14 protein-coding genes and 1 pseudogene are annotated in these 16085 nt (G+C 68.6%); 5 read left to right on the top strand and 10 right to left on the bottom strand.

Going from position 1 to position 16085, the window contains the following annotated elements; all coding sequences use genetic code 11:
• Positions 1-90 precede the first annotated feature (90 nt).
• Positions 91-825 carry an LAETG motif-containing sortase-dependent surface protein gene (locus tag ACTYVM_RS27390; protein ID WP_445528507.1) on the top strand — a complete coding sequence of 245 codons (735 nt, stop codon included), beginning with the start codon at positions 91-93 and terminating at the stop codon, positions 823-825.
• A gap of 60 nt (positions 826-885) precedes the next feature.
• On the opposite strand, the gene ACTYVM_RS27385 is transcribed toward ACTYVM_RS27390, so the two are convergent.
• The 5 genes from ACTYVM_RS27385 to rlmN all read right to left on the bottom strand — a co-directional run bounded on the left by ACTYVM_RS27385 (position 886) and on the right by rlmN (position 7071).
• Positions 886-1680, bottom strand: coding sequence for a maleylpyruvate isomerase N-terminal domain-containing protein (locus ACTYVM_RS27385; protein WP_445528506.1), 795 nt, complete (start codon positions 1678-1680; stop codon positions 886-888).
• 307 nt (positions 1681-1987) lie between these two features.
• Positions 1988-3007: an ABC transporter ATP-binding protein gene (locus ACTYVM_RS27380; protein WP_445528505.1), complete on the bottom strand. Its 1020-nt coding sequence runs from the start codon at positions 3005-3007 to the stop codon at positions 1988-1990.
• Positions 3008-4681, bottom strand: a complete 1674-nt coding sequence (locus ACTYVM_RS27375; RefSeq protein WP_445528504.1) for an ABC transporter permease — start codon at positions 4679-4681, stop codon at positions 3008-3010.
• Positions 4657-5733: a thiamine ABC transporter substrate-binding protein gene (locus ACTYVM_RS27370; RefSeq protein WP_445528503.1), complete on the bottom strand. Its 1077-nt coding sequence runs from the start codon at positions 5731-5733 to the stop codon at positions 4657-4659. Before ACTYVM_RS27370 ends, ACTYVM_RS27375 begins: the two co-directional genes overlap by 25 nt.
• A 231-nt stretch (positions 5734-5964) precedes the next feature.
• Positions 5965-7071 carry a dual-specificity RNA methyltransferase RlmN gene (gene rlmN / locus ACTYVM_RS27365; RefSeq protein ID WP_445528502.1) on the bottom strand — a complete coding sequence of 369 codons (1107 nt, stop codon included), beginning with the start codon at positions 7069-7071 and terminating at the stop codon, positions 5965-5967.
• Positions 7072-7245: 174 nt separating this feature from the next.
• Here rlmN and ACTYVM_RS27360 point away from each other — a divergent pair, with 174 nt between their 5' ends.
• The 3 genes from ACTYVM_RS27360 (at position 7246) to ACTYVM_RS27350 (ending at position 8986) form a co-directional block, all read left to right on the top strand.
• On the top strand, positions 7246-7464 hold the full coding sequence (locus ACTYVM_RS27360; RefSeq protein ID WP_445528501.1) for a hypothetical protein: 219 nt from the start codon (positions 7246-7248) through the stop codon (positions 7462-7464).
• A gap of 455 nt (positions 7465-7919) precedes the next feature.
• A complete protein-coding gene (locus tag ACTYVM_RS27355; protein WP_445528500.1) occupies positions 7920-8522 on the top strand; it encodes a hypothetical protein in 603 nt (200 codons plus the stop codon).
• A gap of 155 nt (positions 8523-8677) precedes the next feature.
• The gene (locus tag ACTYVM_RS27350) at positions 8678-8986 is read left to right on the top strand and encodes a hypothetical protein (RefSeq protein ID WP_445528499.1); all 309 of its coding nucleotides are present in this window, start codon (positions 8678-8680) and stop codon (positions 8984-8986) included.
• A gap of 2052 nt (positions 8987-11038) precedes the next feature.
• Here ACTYVM_RS27350 and ACTYVM_RS27345 read toward each other — a convergent pair.
• Positions 11039-11578 carry a hypothetical protein gene (locus ACTYVM_RS27345; RefSeq protein ID WP_445528498.1) on the bottom strand — a complete coding sequence of 180 codons (540 nt, stop codon included), beginning with the start codon at positions 11576-11578 and terminating at the stop codon, positions 11039-11041.
• A gap of 2 nt (positions 11579-11580) precedes the next feature.
• On the opposite strand from ACTYVM_RS27345, the pseudogene ACTYVM_RS27340 reads away from it, so the two are divergent.
• A pseudogene (locus tag ACTYVM_RS27340) lies at positions 11581-12046 on the top strand (site-specific integrase); the annotation flags it as partial.
• A gap of 228 nt (positions 12047-12274) precedes the next feature.
• Here the strand turns inward: ACTYVM_RS27340 and ACTYVM_RS27335 are convergent.
• The 4 genes from ACTYVM_RS27335 to tsf form a co-directional block, all read right to left on the bottom strand.
• Positions 12275-13456, bottom strand: coding sequence for a phosphatidate cytidylyltransferase (locus ACTYVM_RS27335; RefSeq protein WP_445528497.1), 1182 nt, complete (start codon positions 13454-13456; stop codon positions 12275-12277).
• On the bottom strand, positions 13456-14013 hold the full coding sequence (gene frr / locus ACTYVM_RS27330) for a ribosome recycling factor (protein ID WP_445528496.1): 558 nt from the start codon (positions 14011-14013) through the stop codon (positions 13456-13458). Before frr ends, ACTYVM_RS27335 begins: the two co-directional genes overlap by 1 nt.
• 188 nt (positions 14014-14201) lie before the next feature.
• Positions 14202-14960, bottom strand: coding sequence for a UMP kinase (gene pyrH, locus ACTYVM_RS27325; protein ID WP_445528495.1), 759 nt, complete (start codon positions 14958-14960; stop codon positions 14202-14204).
• Between the two features lie 207 nt (positions 14961-15167).
• A complete protein-coding gene (gene tsf, locus ACTYVM_RS27320; protein ID WP_400034664.1) occupies positions 15168-16004 on the bottom strand; it encodes a translation elongation factor Ts in 837 nt (278 codons plus the stop codon).
• Positions 16005-16085: the final 81 nt, after the last annotated feature.

The following is a 16085-nucleotide window of genomic DNA, read 5'->3' as shown; positions in this document are numbered from 1 at the left end:
TGAGCCTCCTGGGGTTGCTGGGGGTTCGACCTCGCTGTCACCCCAACGCCCCGCAAACCCCCCGCAATTGGGCATCCCGTGAAGGGCAAAGTGGCTATCTTGTCCATATCCCGTCGTACCGCACGCACTGTGCGCATCCTCGGTGTCGCCTCCGCGTCCGCCGCGCTCGCTCTCGGCGCCGCGGGCAACGCGCTCGCCTGTGACATCAAGGACTTCTCCGCCGAAGCCAAGTGTGACGGCGACAACGGTGTCATCGTCGTCAAGAGCACCGACTCCTCCAACACCCCGGTCACGGTCACCGTGTTCCTCGAGGACAAGGGTGCCGACGCCAAGAAGATCGGTGAGCAGCCGATCAAGGGTGCGACCGCGATCACCTTCGCCGAGGACTGGCAGCCGAACGCGGTCTACCGGATCCACGTCGAGACCGCGAAGAACAGCCGGTTCAAGGTCAACGCGGACATCAAGCCGAACCTGGTGGCTCCGGCGACCGCGTGCAAGACCGAGACGCCGACCGAGGAGCCGACCGACTCCACCACGCCGTCTCAGCCGGAGTCGTCGGCCCCGGCGCCTTCGGAGTCCGCTCCGGAGTCGGAGGCCCCGTCGCAGGACGCGTCCTCGACGCCGTCCGCCTCGGAGAGCACCACCGCTCCCGCGGGCGCCGAGAACAACGCTCCGTCGCCCGCCGTCGGTGACTCCAACCTCGCCGAGACCGGTGCCGACTCCAACACCGGCATGATCGCCGGCATCGCGGCCGCCCTGGTCGTCGTCGGCGGTGGCGCGGTCTTCTTCGGCCTGCGCCGCCGCGGAGCGAACAGCAACAGCTGACGCCCCCGGCACACCGACGGTGGCCCGTCCCCGAACTCGGGGGCGGGCCACCGTCGTTCACTAGAACGTCGCCCACTCCAGCCAGAACTCCAACAGCTCCCGCTCGCCGAGCACCTCCAACCCGGGGCTGTCCAGGGGCAGCCGGTTGTAGAAGGCGAGCAGCACGGAGGTGAGCGGCCCGCGCAGGGCGACGGTCGCCTTCTCGTGACCGCGGCGCCAGACGACGCCGTCCTCGGTGAACTCGATGACCCACTCGGCGTGCAGCTCGGGGTCGCCGTCGGTGGCATGCAGATGGATGCTGCGGCCCGGACCACTCAGCTCCCGGACGTCCTGCTTCACCCTGGCCCGCTGGATGAACTCCACGATCTGAAGCCACTCGTCGACGGCGTCGGCGGCCACGTCCGCGGCGACCTCGTAGGGCCGGCCCACGGTCAGTGCCGCGTCGGCACGGTGGATCGTGATCTCGTGGGTCATGCGGCGGGCCCAGAAGCCGCTGTCGAGGAGCCCGGCCCAGGTCCACACCTTCGTGTCCGGTCCGGCCTCGCGGAGGGTGTCGACGAGCATCCGGCCGGTCTCCGCCAGCCAGGCGTCCAGCGCGGCCGCATCACCCTGCTCCTCGGGGCCCCCGGCGAGCGGGATCCCCTTGCGCGGGATGTTCTCCTGCGCACGGGTCCTGACCAGCGCCTCGGCCCAACGCAGGGCGCCGCCCACATGCCGTACCAGCTTCTCCAGTGTCCAGTCCGGGCAGGTCGGCACGGTGCGGGACAGGTCCGCGCCGGAGGTGAGCAGGGATCTCAACTCGTCTACTTGAAGGGTGATCTCGTCGCAGTAACGGTCATGGGAAAGCAGCGTCATGCCCGCACACTAGGGCCTTTCGTCAAACTCCCGTCGTCCGCCCGGAGGGCGGGCCTCGCGGCGTCAGGTGCGTGCTCTGGGGGTCCCCCCTGCTCGAAGAGCTTGGGGGAGTGCCGGGCCCTGGCCCTCGTACTGGATGTACTTGGGTCAGGGCCCGGTGCGGCGAGTGGGGGTCCCCCCTGCTCGAAGAGCTTGGGGGAGCGTGCATGGCGTCGCGAGGCAGACGGGAGTCTGACGACAGGGCCTAGGGCCTTTCGTTCGGATCGGCCCGGCATGATCCAAACCAAAGGCCCTGGGTGGCGCGTGGTCAGTCGAGCACCACGATTTCCGCCGTGTCGAACTCCACCGCCACCTCGTCCCCGACCTCCGGTGCCGCGCGCAGGGCGCAGGCTGCCTCCAGGCGGGGGGCGTTGACGGGCTGGAGGCGGACGGTGACGTGGGTGCCCTTGAAGGTGCGGGCGGTCACCGTGCAGGGCAGGCCCTCGCCGGCGGGGACCAGGCGGACGCCGGCGGGCCGGACGAGCAGGGTGTGGGTGCCCTGCACCGAGCCGTCGGAGACCGGCACCTTGCCCCACGGGGTGACCGCGACCGCGCCGTCCACGCTCGCCTCCACCACGTTCTCGAAGCCGAGGAAACGGGCCACGAACGCGTCGGCCGGCCGCTGCCACACCTCAAGCGGCGTGCCCGACTGGGCGATCCGGCCGTCCCGCATCACCACGACCCGGTCGGCGAGGGCGAAGGCCTCGCCCTGGTCGTGCGTGACGGCGAGCACGGTGGTGCCCAACCGCCCGAACAGCTCCCGCAGTTCGACGACGAGACGCTCCCGCAGCGAGCGGTCGAGCTGGCCGAGCGGCTCGTCCAGCATCAGCAGCCGCGGCCGGGGGGCGAGCGCCCGGGCGAGGGCCACCCGCTGCTGCTCGCCGCCGGAGAGCGCGGCCACCGCCCGCCGCCCGGCACCGGGCAGCCCGACCAGCTCCAGCAGCTCCCCCACGCGAACGTCCCGTTCGCCCTTCGCCGCGCCGTGCATGCGCAGGCCGAAGCCGACGTTGCCGGCCACGTCCCGCTGCGGGAACAGCTGGTGGTCCTGGAACATCAGCCCCACCTCGCGGCGGTGCACCGGCACCCCCGCCTGGTCACGGCCGTCCAGCAGCACCCGCCCGGAGTCCAGCGGCTGAAGCCCGGCCACCGCGCGCAGCAGCGTCGACTTGCCGCTGCCGCTGGGTCCGAGCACGCACACGATCTCGTGCTCGGCGACCGCCAGGTCGACGGCGTCCAGTACGGGCCGCCCGCCGAAGCGCACGGTCGCGGCATCGAGGCTCAGCAGCATCTAGAACTCCCCGGTCCGGTCGGTGCGCAGCCGCTCGAGCACGAGCAGCGCCACCGCGCACACCACCATCAGAATCGTGGACAGGGCCATCGCCTGGCCGTAGTTGAGGTCGCCGGGCCGCCCGATCAGACGGGCCACGGCGACCGGCAGCGTCGGGTTGTCGGGCCGCGCGATGAACACGGTCGCCCCGAACTCCCCCAGCGACACCGCGAAGGCGAAGCCGGCGGCGATCAGCAGCGCCCGCCGGACCAGGGGCAGGTCGACCTCCCGCCACACCCGCCACGGCGAGGCCCCGAGCACGGCCGCCGCCTCCCGCAGCCGTACGTCCACCGCGCGCAGCACGGGCAGCATGGTCCGCACCACGAAGGGCACGCCGACCAGGGCCTGCGCGAGCGGGACCAGGATCCAGGACTGCCTCAGGTCCAGCGGCGGCTGGTCCAGGGCGATCAGGAAGCCGAAGCCGACGGTCACGGCGGAGACCCCGAGGGGCAGCATCAGCAGCGCGTCGAAGCCGCGTACGAGCCGGCCCGCCTCCCGCCGGGTGAGCGCGGCCGCGGCGAGTGCGCCGATCACCACGGCGATGGCGGTCGCGGCGGCGGCATAGTTCAGTGAGGTGCCGACGGCGTTGATGGGCGCGACCAGGAAGGTGCCGCCGTCCGCGTTCGTCAGCGCCCGGTAGTAGCGAAGGCCGGGCGCGGCGAGCGAGCGCTGCACCAGCACGGCGAGCGGCAGTACGAGGAGGACGGCGACGGTGGCGAGGACCGCGGCCAGCAGCGTCCACTGTCCGGCGCCGCGCGGCCTGCGGGCGGTCAGTGAGGCGTCCACCAGCTTCAGCGCGGTCTCCCGGCGCTTCACGGTCCAGGCGTGCAGGGCGAGGATCGCACCCACCGCCGCGAACTGGAGGATCGTCAGGACGGCGGCGGTCGACAGGTCGAAGATCTCGGACGTCTGCCGGTAGATCTCCACCTCGAGGGTGGAGAAGGTGGGGCCGCCGAGGATCTGCACCACGCCGAAGGAGGTGAACGTGAACAGGAAGACCATGAGCGCGGCGGCGGCGACCGCGGGGGCCAGCGCGGGCAGGGTGACCTTGCGCCAGGCGGCGAGCGGCGAGGCGCCGAGCATCCGGGCGGCCTCCTCCTGGCGCGGGTCGAGTCCCGCCCACAGGCCGCCCACGGTCCGTACGACGACGGCGTAGTTGAAGAAGACGTGGGCGAGCAGGATCGCCCACACGGTGGTGTCCAGGCGGACGCCCCACAGCTCGTCGAGCAGGCCGCCGCGCCCGACCAGCGCGAGGAACGCGGTGCCGACCACGACCGTGGGCAGCACGAACGGCACGGTGACGACGGCCCGCAGGACCTGCCGGCCGGGGAAGTCGAGCCGCGCGAAGACATAGGCGCCGGGCAGGGCGACGAGCAGGGTGAGCACGGTGGAGGCGAGCGCCTGCCAGGTGGTGAACCACAGCACGTGCCGGATGTCGGACTGTCCGAGCACCTCGGTGATCCGCCCCAACTGCCAGGACCCGTCCGCCTCCAGGCCGCGCCGGACGATCGCGGCCACGGGGTAGGCGAAGAACACCGCGAAGAACGCGACGGGCACGGCCATGAGGCCGAGCCGCGCCGCGTTCCCCGTGCGGCGGCCGCGTCCGCGGCCTACCTGAGGACGAGCGAGGTCCACGACTTGACCCACTGGTCACGGTTGGCGGAGATCCTGTCGGGGGCCATGGTCTCGGGGTTCTTGGCCTGGGGCCCGTACTCGGAGAACTCCTTGGGCACCTGGGCGCCTTCACGCACCGGGTAGACGAACATGTTCAGCGGCATGTCGTCCTGGAACTTCTTGGAGGTCAGGAAGTCCAGGAAGGCCTTGCCCCCTTCGGCGTTCCGGGCGTTGGAGAGCAGACCCGCGTACTCGACCTGGCGGAAGCAGGTGCCCTGCGCGACGCCGGTCGGCGCGGTCTTCGGCCGCGGGTCGGCGTAGATGACCTCCGCGGGCGGCGAGGAGGCGTAGGAGACGACGAGGGGACGGTCGCCCTTGGCCTTCCTGCCGCCGGCGGAACCGGAGAACTCCTGGTTGTAGGCCTGCTCCCAGCCGTCGACGACCTTGACGCCGTTGGCCTTGAGCTTCTTCCAGTAGTCCTGCCAGCCCTTGTCCCCGTACTGCGCGACGGTGCCGAGCAGGAAGCCGAGGCCGGGCGAGGAGGTGGCGGCGTTCTCGGTGACGAGGAGGTTCCTGTACTCCGGCTTGACCAGGTCGTCGAACGAGGCGGGCGGGGTCAGCTTGTGGTCGGCGAAGTACTTCTTGTCGTAGTTGACGCAGATGTCGCCGGTGTCGATGGGCGTGACCCGGTGCTTCGCCTCGTCGACCCGGTACTGCGGCAGGACCAGGTCGGCGCCCTTCGGCTCGTACGGCTGGAACAGCCCGTTGTCCAGAGCGCGGGACAGCAGCGTGTTGTCGACGCCGAAGAAGACGTCGCCCTGCGGGTTGTCCTTGGTGAGGATGGCCTTGTTGACGGCCTGGCCGGCGTCGCCGTCCTCGAGGACCTTGACCTTGTAGCCGGAGCTCTTCTCGAAGTCCGCGATGACGCCCTTGGACGCGGCCCACGAGTCGTGGCTGACCAGCGTCACCGTTCTGGAGCCCGCGGAGTCCTTGTCGTTCGGTGACGAGCCGCACGCCGACAGCGTGACCAGGCCGAGCCCGACCGCCACGGCGGCGAACGTCTTGGTGTGCACTGGATGTCCTCCTGGGGGTTGGCCAGGAAGAGACGCGGCCCCGCCCGGGTTCCGCGAGGCAGACCCGGGCAGGGCACAACAGCTTGAGTGATGACCGAACTTCCTACCCAGAATGACCTGGGCGAGGTTCAGAGGGTCTGCGGCCGGTGCCGCACTCTCAGCGCTGTGGCGCTCCCCTGTCGGAATATGAAGATGTGTACGGTCTCAGCCTACCGTCCGGCTACCTTTCAGCTACCTCTCGGTGGCGGCCAGCTGACCGCAGGCGCCGTCGATCTCCTGACCCCGGGTGTCCCGGATGGTCACCGGCACACCGTGGGCGGCGATCGCCTCGACGAACGCCTTCTCGTCCTCGGGCCGGGACGCGGTCCACTTCGAGCCGGGCGTCGGGTTCAGCGGGATGAGGTTGACGTGCACCGGCTTGCCCTTGAGCAGCCGGCCGAGCCGGTCACCGCGCCACGCCTGGTCGTTGATGTCCCGGATCAGCGCGTACTCGATGGACAGCCGGCGCCCGGACCTGGCGGTGTACTCGAATCCCGCGTCGAGCACCTCCCGCACCTTCCACCGCGTGTTGACCGGGACGAGGGTGTCGCGCAGTTCGTCGTCCGGCGCGTGCAAGGAGATGGCGAGCCGGCACTTGAAGCCCTCGTCGGAGAACCGGTGGATCGCCGGAACCAGGCCCACCGTCGAGACGGTGATCCCGCGCTGGGACAGGCCGAGCCCGTCCGGCTCGGGGTCGGTCAGGGCGCGGATGGCGCCGACGACGCGGTTGTAGTTGGCGAGCGGCTCGCCCATGCCCATGAAGACGATGTTCGACAGGCGGGCGGGGCCTCCGGGGACCTCTCCGTCCCGCAGGGCGCGCATCCCGTCCACGATCTGGTGCACGATCTCGGCGGTGGACAGGTTCCGGTCGAGCCCGGCCTGTCCGGTGGCGCAGAACGGGCAGTTCATGCCGCAGCCCGCCTGCGAGCTGATGCACATGGTCACCCGGTCCGGGTAGCGCATGAGCACCGACTCCACGAGCGTGCCGTCGAACAGCCGCCACAGCGTCTTGCGGGTGGTCCCCTGATCCGTCGACAGATGCCGCACGACCGTCATCAGCTCGGGAAGCAGCGCTTCCTGGAGCTTGGCGCGGGATCCGGCGGGGATGTCGGTCCACTGCTGCGGATCGTGCGCGTACCGTGCGAAGTAGTGCTGCGAGAGCTGCTTGGCACGGAACGGCTTCTCGCCGATCGCGGCGACGGCCTCCTTGCGCTCGGCGGGCGACAGGTCGGCAAGGTGCCGCGGCGGCTTCTTGGCACCGCGCGGGGCGACGAAAGTGAGTTCTCCGGGCTTAGGCATGGCTGTACCAGTGTCGCAGATCCAATTGGGTGACCTGCGACTGCCGGTCCGGACGCCTGTCGCTGGCGGTCGTCGTCTGTCGCCGCTGATCCCCCTCGGACGGCCCAGAGACGGCCCAGAGACAGTGCGGGACAACGCGTTGACCTGGCTGTGGAGGTGGGATGTGATCACCCTATGTGTCCTGGCAATGGCGAGACGGATGCGAAGGTGGCCGACGACGCGATCGTCGCTGGGCAGATCATCCTCGGGCTGAGGACGCTACGTGATCACCTCGGCTGCTCGTTGCATGAAGCCCTCGACGTCTACGTCGCACGCTACGAGGTGCTGCGACGGGAACGTACGGCCGACTTCACCAAGAGTCACGAGGAGTACTGGGCGAACTTCTACTCATGACCCAATGGACGCGATCTTGAAATCCGTCGTGGCGCGAGTCACCGTGGGTTCAAATCCCACACCCACCGCGCAGGTGAACGGCCCCTGACCAGGCGAATCGGTCAGGGGCCGTTGCGTTGTGCCGTGCCCGCTGGACACCGCGGTTCCCCGCGGTTCCCCGTGCGATCGGGCACGGACGAGGCACGGGCACCTTCTGATCCGTAGCTCTATGTGGATCGGTCGCGGACGGCCATTCCGGCCGTGCTACAGCCCTAGGAGGACGCTAACGGACGGAATTGGTTGCTGTGGTTGCTGTACTTCAGTGCTGTACGCCGATCCCTGTCAGGGTGCGGAACGAACGGCAAGCTCATGATGGAGTCGCCGCGGCCGACCGTGTCACGCCGGCTGGGGACGAATCGGTCACGCTGCCCCGAGAGGCTTCCCGTCAAGATCGGCGCGGTCTACGATCCCGGACTGTGCCACGTCTCCGCTCACTCGCATTGATCCTGGTCGCCGCCTTCGTCTTCGGCGTCACTGCCGCTCTGCTAAAGGGCACCGACGACAGCGTCCGGCAGGTGTACGGCAACATGTCAGCGCCCTGGCTGATGCTCGCGTTCCTGCCGGCACGGCAGGCCCGCGGCGTCCTGCGGGGCATGGCGGTCGGCACGATAGCGACCATGCTCGGCCTGGCCGGCTTCTACCTGGCCACCGGATTGATCTCCGGCCTCGGAGACCACGGCTTGCTCGGCGACCTGCGCCTGGAGTTCACCGGCAACCTGCACTGGTTCGAGTCCGGCCTGATCAGCGGACCCGTCCTGGGAGCTCTGGGCGGGTGGTCCGTGCGCTTGCGGTACGCGGCTCCGCTGGCGGTCGCAGGGCTGTTCCTGGCGCTGGAACCTGCTGTCGTACTCCCCGTCACCCACCTTCCCGCCGTCAACCATGCGGTGTTGAACTGGGGAGTCCAGCCCGTAGTCCCGTATCTGCTCGAGGCCCTGCTCGGCGTGGCTCTCGGTGTCCTGGGACTGATGCGACTGGCCCGCATCGCGGACGCGAACCCCGCGACGGCGCCTTCTCAGTGAGGCCCGCTCTTGAAGCGGCTGGTGCCAGGGCCTGACACTTCAAGACGGCACAGGCTCGGAGCGCATCGGCCTGTCCGTGCGAGGGTGCCGTCGTTGCCGTCATCTCATCGGGCCCTCGTCGCCCCGCGATCGGTACGCTTCCCGCGGAGGTGGGGATGTTCGTTGCGGTGATCATCGGCGTCGGGGGCGTCATCTGCATGGCGTCTGGCTTGTTGCTCATCGGGCGGCAACACCGCCGGCGCGCGGACACCCGTGCGGGCTGGGGTGCCATAGCGATCGGACTGGGGCAGTTGTTTCGCGCAGTCGGCTCCTGGGCCGGACGCCAGCCACTCGGCTTCATCCTGGCTGCCTGCTGTCTGGCATTCAGCATTGCTGGCTTCATTCTGGTGGCACGCGACCGCGACATCTTCCGAAACGGCCGCGGCGGCCGGAAGCGCCGAAAGCTGCCTCCACTGCACCCGTGAGGGGCAGGACTGGGCCTGCGCCACGCGCATCCACACGATCAAGCGTCGTCTTGATCGGGGAAACGGCTGCCTGCATGTACCGCGCGCTGCCCACGCTCGTCGTCCTGATCCAGGCGCTGCTCAGTCGCGTCGGACGGAAAACAGGCGCGCGCCGTCACAGCCGGCACCAGCCCAGCCGCGCGGACGAGACCTGATCGTGTCACTCCTGCCTGACGGTCAACCAACTACAACAACTCGAATTCCCGTTAACTCCCATCCCGCACGTCAGTACATACCCGCAGCCGTGAACACCGAAGACCTCCGGCCCAAGCGGACCGGAGGTCTTCGTGTCGTGTGGCGTTAAAGGGATTTGAACCTGTGGCCTCATCCTTGTCAGGTCGATCACGGGGAGGCGGCAACGTCGGCCAACCGGCCGGTCTCCTGGGCTGATCGTCCGTTGCCATTCGGCGTTGGTCGGCGCTGTCCGCACCTGTTGGTGTCAGCTGTTGATGTCAGCCGACCGACTCACTCTTGACAGATCTGCTGCCTATCAAGGGCTAAGACTGGCGGCCTGTTGGGCGGGCTATGACAGCAGGTCATGTTCCATCTGGCACTCGTCATCTCGTAGATGCAGGCGTCTGAGATCTTGCAAGGCGGCGGCGGGAAATGGGTGCTGCATCCACTTCTTCCGATACCCCTCCTCCCCGTGCTGCCGCAAGACGGACTGTGCTGCCTCCAGCACTGCATGCCCAACCGCGCTGCGAGGCTGGGTGGAGCTCCAAGAGAGCTCGCCTTCGTCGTCGGGCAGATCGAGGCTCGTGGACATGTCAGCGAAGAGATGGATCAGGATCTCGACGTCCTGGCCATGGCTGCGGAGGACCCATCGCGCCTCGGCCGGTTCCAGGTCGAAGGAGAACCGTTGGACCGAGCTGGGTCCATACAGGCCTGCTACGCCATGCAGTAGGTCAGCGAGAGCGTCCGTGCAGTAGCTGACATGATCTATGCATTCCGAAGCTCCGTCCGCGATGCGGCACGTTGCCCAACCGGCTCCGCTCAGTTCCCAACCGAACTGGAGATCACTCGGCATCTGTTCCCCTCCCGTGATCGTCTACGGGAACCGTACAGCCGAGGTCGGTGCAGCGACTTTGGCCGGGAGCTGCTTTGGCGCGAGTGATCACGGCCCCTTACGCTGGCCCGCGAATCGGGCAGGCTTGTGGACCTGCCCGTTAGTGCCCGATGTGGGGCCATGATCTTCGAGGCTCGTGCCAAAGTGGCTGGCTAAAGTCGCGGAGCCGACCGCCCCAGCCACGACGTGTTCTGACCTCATGCACTGTGTGCCTGCCCGGAGGAGCGAAGCGACGACGGGTGCTTGATGAAGTAGAGAAAGTCTTACCGCGTGCCGCTTGGGGCCAGTTCTAGACGAGGGAGGCCCATGTGATCAGCAGTCAGTGAGCGGTTGGGCGTCGTTTGAAAGTGGTCGTGCCGAACATCGGTGACTGGCGCGCTGCGAGACGCCGTCGGAACACTGCAACAGGGAAAGTCCAGGTCCAGACCGCGCAGACCACGACAAGCAGCGAGGTCGCGATAGTGATCTTCAACCAGGCGCTGCCTCCGCCGGGGGGGTAGACGGTGTCGCCCCCTGTATCGACCGCTGCGAGGCTTTCGCCCACTCCTAGTGATGCGCCACCGCTGATCCCGACCTCGCTACGGACGCCTCCATCGATAGAGACGAAGCGCCCCACGTCGTTGCAGCTCCCCCGAGAACAGGCGAGTCTGGTGACGGTCCACGTCCCCATCTGCCCGTGGCCTAGATGCGCCGACCACGCGGGGCCGAGCTGCGTGACGCAGAACGTCAGCACGGCCCACATGCCGGCTCCGGCAATGTACCGCCACCAAAAGCGCCTGAACTCCCGTGCGCTCATGCCATACACGTCCGGGTCCTTCCCACGGTCTCCGTCTCCTGCAGTCGCTCATGTATACGCCTTGTTGTCCCGTCGGACAGCTCCGGCAGCGAGAGCAGAGACGGTCAGGATCACGGCCCCTTTGATTCGGCCCCGCAAAGTGGCGAGGGCCTCAACGATCCGTGTGTGACGGTAGACCTTGAGACTCTCTTGACCGCACGTTACGTGTAGGTCGGGCTCGCAGGTGCCATGTGCTGAGCTTGCTCAACGCTTCGGCGCGTTCCTCAATGATCTTCATCCGGGTGCGTCGCTCGGCTTCATGGTGGTGGGCGTCCTGAGCAGTACTCTGTCCGGGCCACTTGCGGTAGGGCAATCCGCATTCCTCGATGAACCACCGGGCGGTGCTCACGGCGTTCAGGGCCATCAGGAGGCCGGTGTTCTCGGAGGCTGGGAGGGCCATCCATCCGCCCAACGCGGTCACAAGGTCGCGCCGTGCGCACAGCGTCGCCGGATGCACCTGCGCCCTGTAGTCGTGCGTTCGCCACCGTTCCAGGACTGCACCTTGGGTGATCGGTCCGGCTGGGGGGTCGCCCTCGAAGCCGACGGTTGAGCCGTCCGGCAGGAGGTCGAGAACGCGTGATGTCGTCCACGCGACCTCGCTCTGCTCGGTCAGGACGGTGATGTCTCGGAGTAGGGCGCCAGGGCTGAGCATGGGCTGAGGATGCGCTCGACTTTGACGGCGGCATCATTCGGGTGGTCCGGCAGGTGAAGCTGATCCGGGGTAAGGCCGTGTTCGCTCCTCCGAAGTGCAGCAAGGAGCGGGACCCTGTTCACGAACACCGCGAGCGGCCTTGTCTGGCGCAGCAACTTCAACATTCAGGAGTGGAAGCCCGCTCTTGCGGCGGCTGGCCTAATCGCGGAAGCCCGGGAGAACGGCAAGTACGAGTCCGCTCGCGAGCACGGCATGCACGCGCTGAGGCACTTCTACCCCTCGGTGCTGCTGGACGCCGGGGAGAGCATCAAGGCTGTGAGTGAGTACCTGGGGCACTCGGACCCGGGGTTGACGCTGCGGGTGTACGCGCACCTGATGCCGTCGAGTCAGGAGCGTACGAGGAAGGCCGTGGATCGGGGGCTTCTGCCGGCCCCGCGCGGGCCTGACGGCCCAGAGACGGCCCAGTGACCCACACCAGGCCCCCTATCCGCGCCGAACGCGCTGGTGGGGGGGCTTGTTGCTGCCCGGTCACTGCCAGTTCTCCGGGCTTGGGCATGGTGGTATCCACTCGGGTGACCCGGTCGGCTGTGGACAGCCCCATGGTCGGGCTCCGGGTGGGCCGACGGCATCGAGCCCCCAACCCGTGCGGGCTGGGGGCTCGATGGCCGCCGGCTTGGGCGGGGCACGACCGTGGGCTCAGGCGGAGCCGACGAAGAGGACCAGCAGGAGCCAGACCACCGGCGCGGTGGGCAGCAGGGAGTCGAGGCGGTCCATGATGCCCCCGTGGCCGGGGAGCAGGGTGCCCATGTCCTTGATGCCCAGGTCCCGCTTGATCATGGACTCGCCGAGATCGCCGAGGGTGGCGGTGGCGGCGACCGCGAGGCCGAGCAGCAGGCCCTGCCACCAGGCGCCGTCGTCGATCAGGAACTGCATGCACAGCGCGCCGACCACCATCGCGAAGGCCACCGCGCCGAACAGGCCCTCGCGGGTCTTGCCCGGACTGATGCGCGGAGCGAGCTTGTGCCGGCCGAAGCGCCACCCGACGGCGTACGCGCCCGTGTCGCTGACCACCGTGAGCAGGAGGAAGGTCAGCACACGGCGGGGACCGTCGTCCGCGGTCAGCATCATCGCGACGAACGTGGCCAGGAACGGCACGTAGAACGCCGCGAAGACGCCGGCCGTGACGTCCTTGAGGTAGCCCTCCGGTGGCTTCGCCATGCGCCAGACCAGGACCGCGAGCGTGGTCAGCGCCATCGCCACCCAGGCGCCCTCGGCGCCCCGGACGTACCCGGCGACCACCATGGCCGCTCCGCCGACCGCCAGCGGTACGAGCGGCGCCTTGATGCCCTTGCGCTCGTCGAGCCGACTGGTGAGTTCCCACAGGCCGACCACGACCGCGACCGCGATGACACCGACGAACACGGCCTTGACGACGAACAGCGACACGACGATCACCGCGCCGAGCCCGAGGCCGACGCCTATGGCGGCGCCCAGGTCGCGACCCGCGCTCTTCTTCTGCGGCGCGGGCGCCGGCTGCGGGGCGTCGGGCATGGGCTCCGGATTCTGCGACGCCGTCCCGTGCGGGGACGGCGTCTGCGGCGTGTCGTGGGGCCGCGGCGCGTGGTGCGGCGGCCGCGGCGTGTCGTCGCGGACCGGGGCGCCGTCCCACTGGGCGGCCCCCCGGTCGTCATCCTGGTTTCCGCCGTGAGCGGGCGCGTCGGGCACGACGGGCATGGGGCGGGTCCGCTGGGCGTCATGCGCATCGTACGCGGGACCCGCCGGAGCGGCCCCCGGGACGGGTCCCTGATGGGCGGGTGACCCGTCCGCGGGCTCCCAGTACCCGGCTTGCCGCGGCGCTCCCCAGGAAGTGTCGTTCATCAGACTTCGAGCAGCTCCGCTTCCTTGTGCTTCAGCAGCTCGTCCACCTGCGCCACGTACTTCGCGGTGGTGTCGTCGAGCTCCTTCTCCGCACGGCGGCCCTCGTCCTCACCGACCTCGCCGTCCTTGATCATCTTGTCGATGGCGTCCTTGGCCTTGCGGCGCACGGAGCGGATGGACACCTTGGCGTCCTCGCCCTTGCCCCTGGCGACCTTGATGTAGTCGCGACGGCGCTCCTCGGTGAGCTCGGGGAACACCACGCGGATGATGTTGCCGTCGTTGCTCGGGTTGACGCCCAGGTCGGAGTCGCGGATCGCCTGCTCGATGTTGCGCAGCGCGGTCTTGTCGAACGGGGTCACGACGGCCATGCGCGGCTCCGGTACGGCGAACGAGGCCAGCTGGTTGATCGGCGTCGGCGCGCCGTAGTAATCGGCCACGATCTTGTTGAACATCGCCGGGTGCGCACGGCCGGTGCGGATCGCGGCGAAGTCCTCCTTGGCGACCACGACGGCCTTCTCCATCTTCTCCTCGGCCTCGAGGAGGGTCTCTTCGATCACCACTTGCTCCTGCGTGTCTTGAGTAGGCCCGGCTCCGGTTCCCAGTCGGGACCGGTGGCCGGCTTCGTCGCGTCTTCTTCCTGCACGGTTCCCGACCGGCAGGACATTGTCCATCCCCCGGCCAGGGTCCGTCCCGTCCGTCGCCCGGACAGGCCTCTTTCCGGCTACCCCTGTGCGGGGTCCGCCGGTCAGTCCCGGCTGCCTTGGTCACCCACAAGCGTGCCGATCTTCTCACCCTTGACGGCGCGGGCGATATTGCCCTCCTTCAGGAGTTCGAAGACGACGATCGGGAGCTTGTTGTCCCGGCACAGCGTGATCGCCGTGGCGTCGGCGACCTTCAGGTCCCGCGTGATGACCTCCCCGTAGCCCAGGGAGTCGAACTTCACGGCGTCCGGGTTGGCCTTCGGGTCGGAGTCGTACACCCCGTCCACGCCGTTCTTGCCCATGAGCAGCGCCTCGGCGTCGATCTCCAGGGCGCGCTGGGCGGCGGTGGTGTCGGTGGAGAAGTACGGCATGCCCATACCGGCGCCGAAGATGACCACGCGGCCCTTCTCCATGTGGCGCACGGCGCGCAGCGGGATGTACGGCTCGGCGACCTGGCCCATGGTGATGGCGGTCTGGACCCGGCTGTCGATGCCTTCCTTCTCCAGGAAGTCCTGCAGGGCGAGGCAGTTCATCACGGTGCCGAGCATGCCCATGTAGTCCGAGCGGGCGCGGTCCATGCCGCGCTGCTGGAGTTCGGCACCGCGGAAGAAGTTGCCGCCGCCGATCACGACCGCGATCTGCGCGCCGTCGCGCACGACGGCCGCGATCTCACGGGCGATGGCGTGCACCACGTCCGGGTCGACCCCCAGGCCCCCGCCACCGGAGAAGGCCTCTCCCGACAGCTTCAGCAGAAACCGTCCGGGTACTTTGCCGTCGTCGCTCTTCTGGGCCTTGGTGGTCATGAGATCCCGCCTCTGTTACGTGGTGCACATGCGAAGAAGGCCATTGCCGGTGGGGCGTGTTTCGCATCCCATGCAGCGGCAATGGCCTCCTCGTCAGATCTGCTGCCGTCCGTCACGCGCGTGAGCGTGGGCGCACACGCGAGCGACGTGGACGACTGCTGTCGACCCTATCGGGGTCGGGGGTCCGTCGCGGTACGGACCGTGGACTCAGATGCCGACCTTGATGCGCGTGAAGCGCTTCAGGGTGACACCGGCCTCGTCCAGGACCTTCTGGACCGACTTCTTGTTGTCCAGGGCGTAGGGCTGGCCGAGCAGCGTCGCGTCCTTGAAGAAGCCGTTGACACGACCCTCGACGATCTTGGCGATCGCGGCCTCGGGCTTGCCCTCGGCGCGGGTGGTCTCCTCGGCGACACGACGCTCGGACTCGACGATGTCGGCCGGCACGTCCTCCTTGGCGAGGTACTTCGGCGCGAAGGCGGCGATGTGCTGGGCGATGCCCTTGGCGACCTCGGCGTTCGGCTTGTCGAGTTCGACGAGGACACCGATCTGCGGGGGCAGGTCGGGCATCGTGCGGTGCATGTACGCGACCACGAAGCCGTCGGAGAACTGCGCGAAGCGGTCCAGGACGATCTTCTCGCCGAGGTTGGCGTTGGCCTCGTCCACGAACGCCTGGACCGTCTTGCCGGCCTCGATCTCGGAGGCGAGCAGGGCCTCGAGGTCGGCCGGGGAGGTCTTGGCGACGTGCTCGGCGATCGCGCGGGCGACGGCCTGGAACTTCTCGCCCTTGGCGACGAAGTCCGTCTCGCACTTCAGCTCGACGAGGACACCGGAGGAGTTGTCGTCGGCGATGATCGAGACCACGGCGCCGTTCTCGGCGGAGCGGCCCTCGCGCTTGGCGACGCCCTTCTGGCCCTTGATACGGAGCGCCTCGACGGCCTTGTCGACGTTGCCCTCGGCTTCGTCCAGCGCCTTCTTGCAGTCCATCATGCCGGCGCCCGTGAGTTCGCGGAGCTTCTTGACGTCGGCGGCGGTGTAGTTCGCCATGAGTCTGTGAATCTTTCTCGAAGTCTGGAGGATCGAAGATCTGCACGGTCTGCGGTCTACATGTAGATGCAGATTCCCGAC

Source organism: Streptomyces cyslabdanicus, assembly GCF_052663305.1.
This window is presented reverse-complemented; position numbering and strand designations above follow the sequence as displayed.

Coding starts and splice junctions, on each gene's coding strand:
- ACTYVM_RS27350 (WP_445528499.1), top strand. CDS start 8,678: ATGTTCGTTGCGGTGATCATCGGCGTCGGGGGCGTCATCTGCATGGCG.
- rlmN (WP_445528502.1), bottom strand. CDS start 7,071: ATGCCTAAGCCCGGAGAACTCACTTTCGTCGCCCCGCGCGGTGCCAAG.
- pyrH (WP_445528495.1), bottom strand. CDS start 14,960: ATGACCACCAAGGCCCAGAAGAGCGACGACGGCAAAGTACCCGGACGG.
- ACTYVM_RS27360 (WP_445528501.1), top strand. CDS start 7,246: ATGTGTCCTGGCAATGGCGAGACGGATGCGAAGGTGGCCGACGACGCG.
- ACTYVM_RS27345 (WP_445528498.1), bottom strand. CDS start 11,578: ATGCTCAGCCCTGGCGCCCTACTCCGAGACATCACCGTCCTGACCGAG.
- tsf (WP_400034664.1), bottom strand. CDS start 16,004: ATGGCGAACTACACCGCCGCCGACGTCAAGAAGCTCCGCGAACTCACG.
- ACTYVM_RS27335 (WP_445528497.1), bottom strand. CDS start 13,456: ATGAACGACACTTCCTGGGGAGCGCCGCGGCAAGCCGGGTACTGGGAG.
- ACTYVM_RS27380 (WP_445528505.1), bottom strand. CDS start 3,007: ATGCTGCTGAGCCTCGATGCCGCGACCGTGCGCTTCGGCGGGCGGCCC.
- ACTYVM_RS27385 (WP_445528506.1), bottom strand. CDS start 1,680: ATGACGCTGCTTTCCCATGACCGTTACTGCGACGAGATCACCCTTCAA.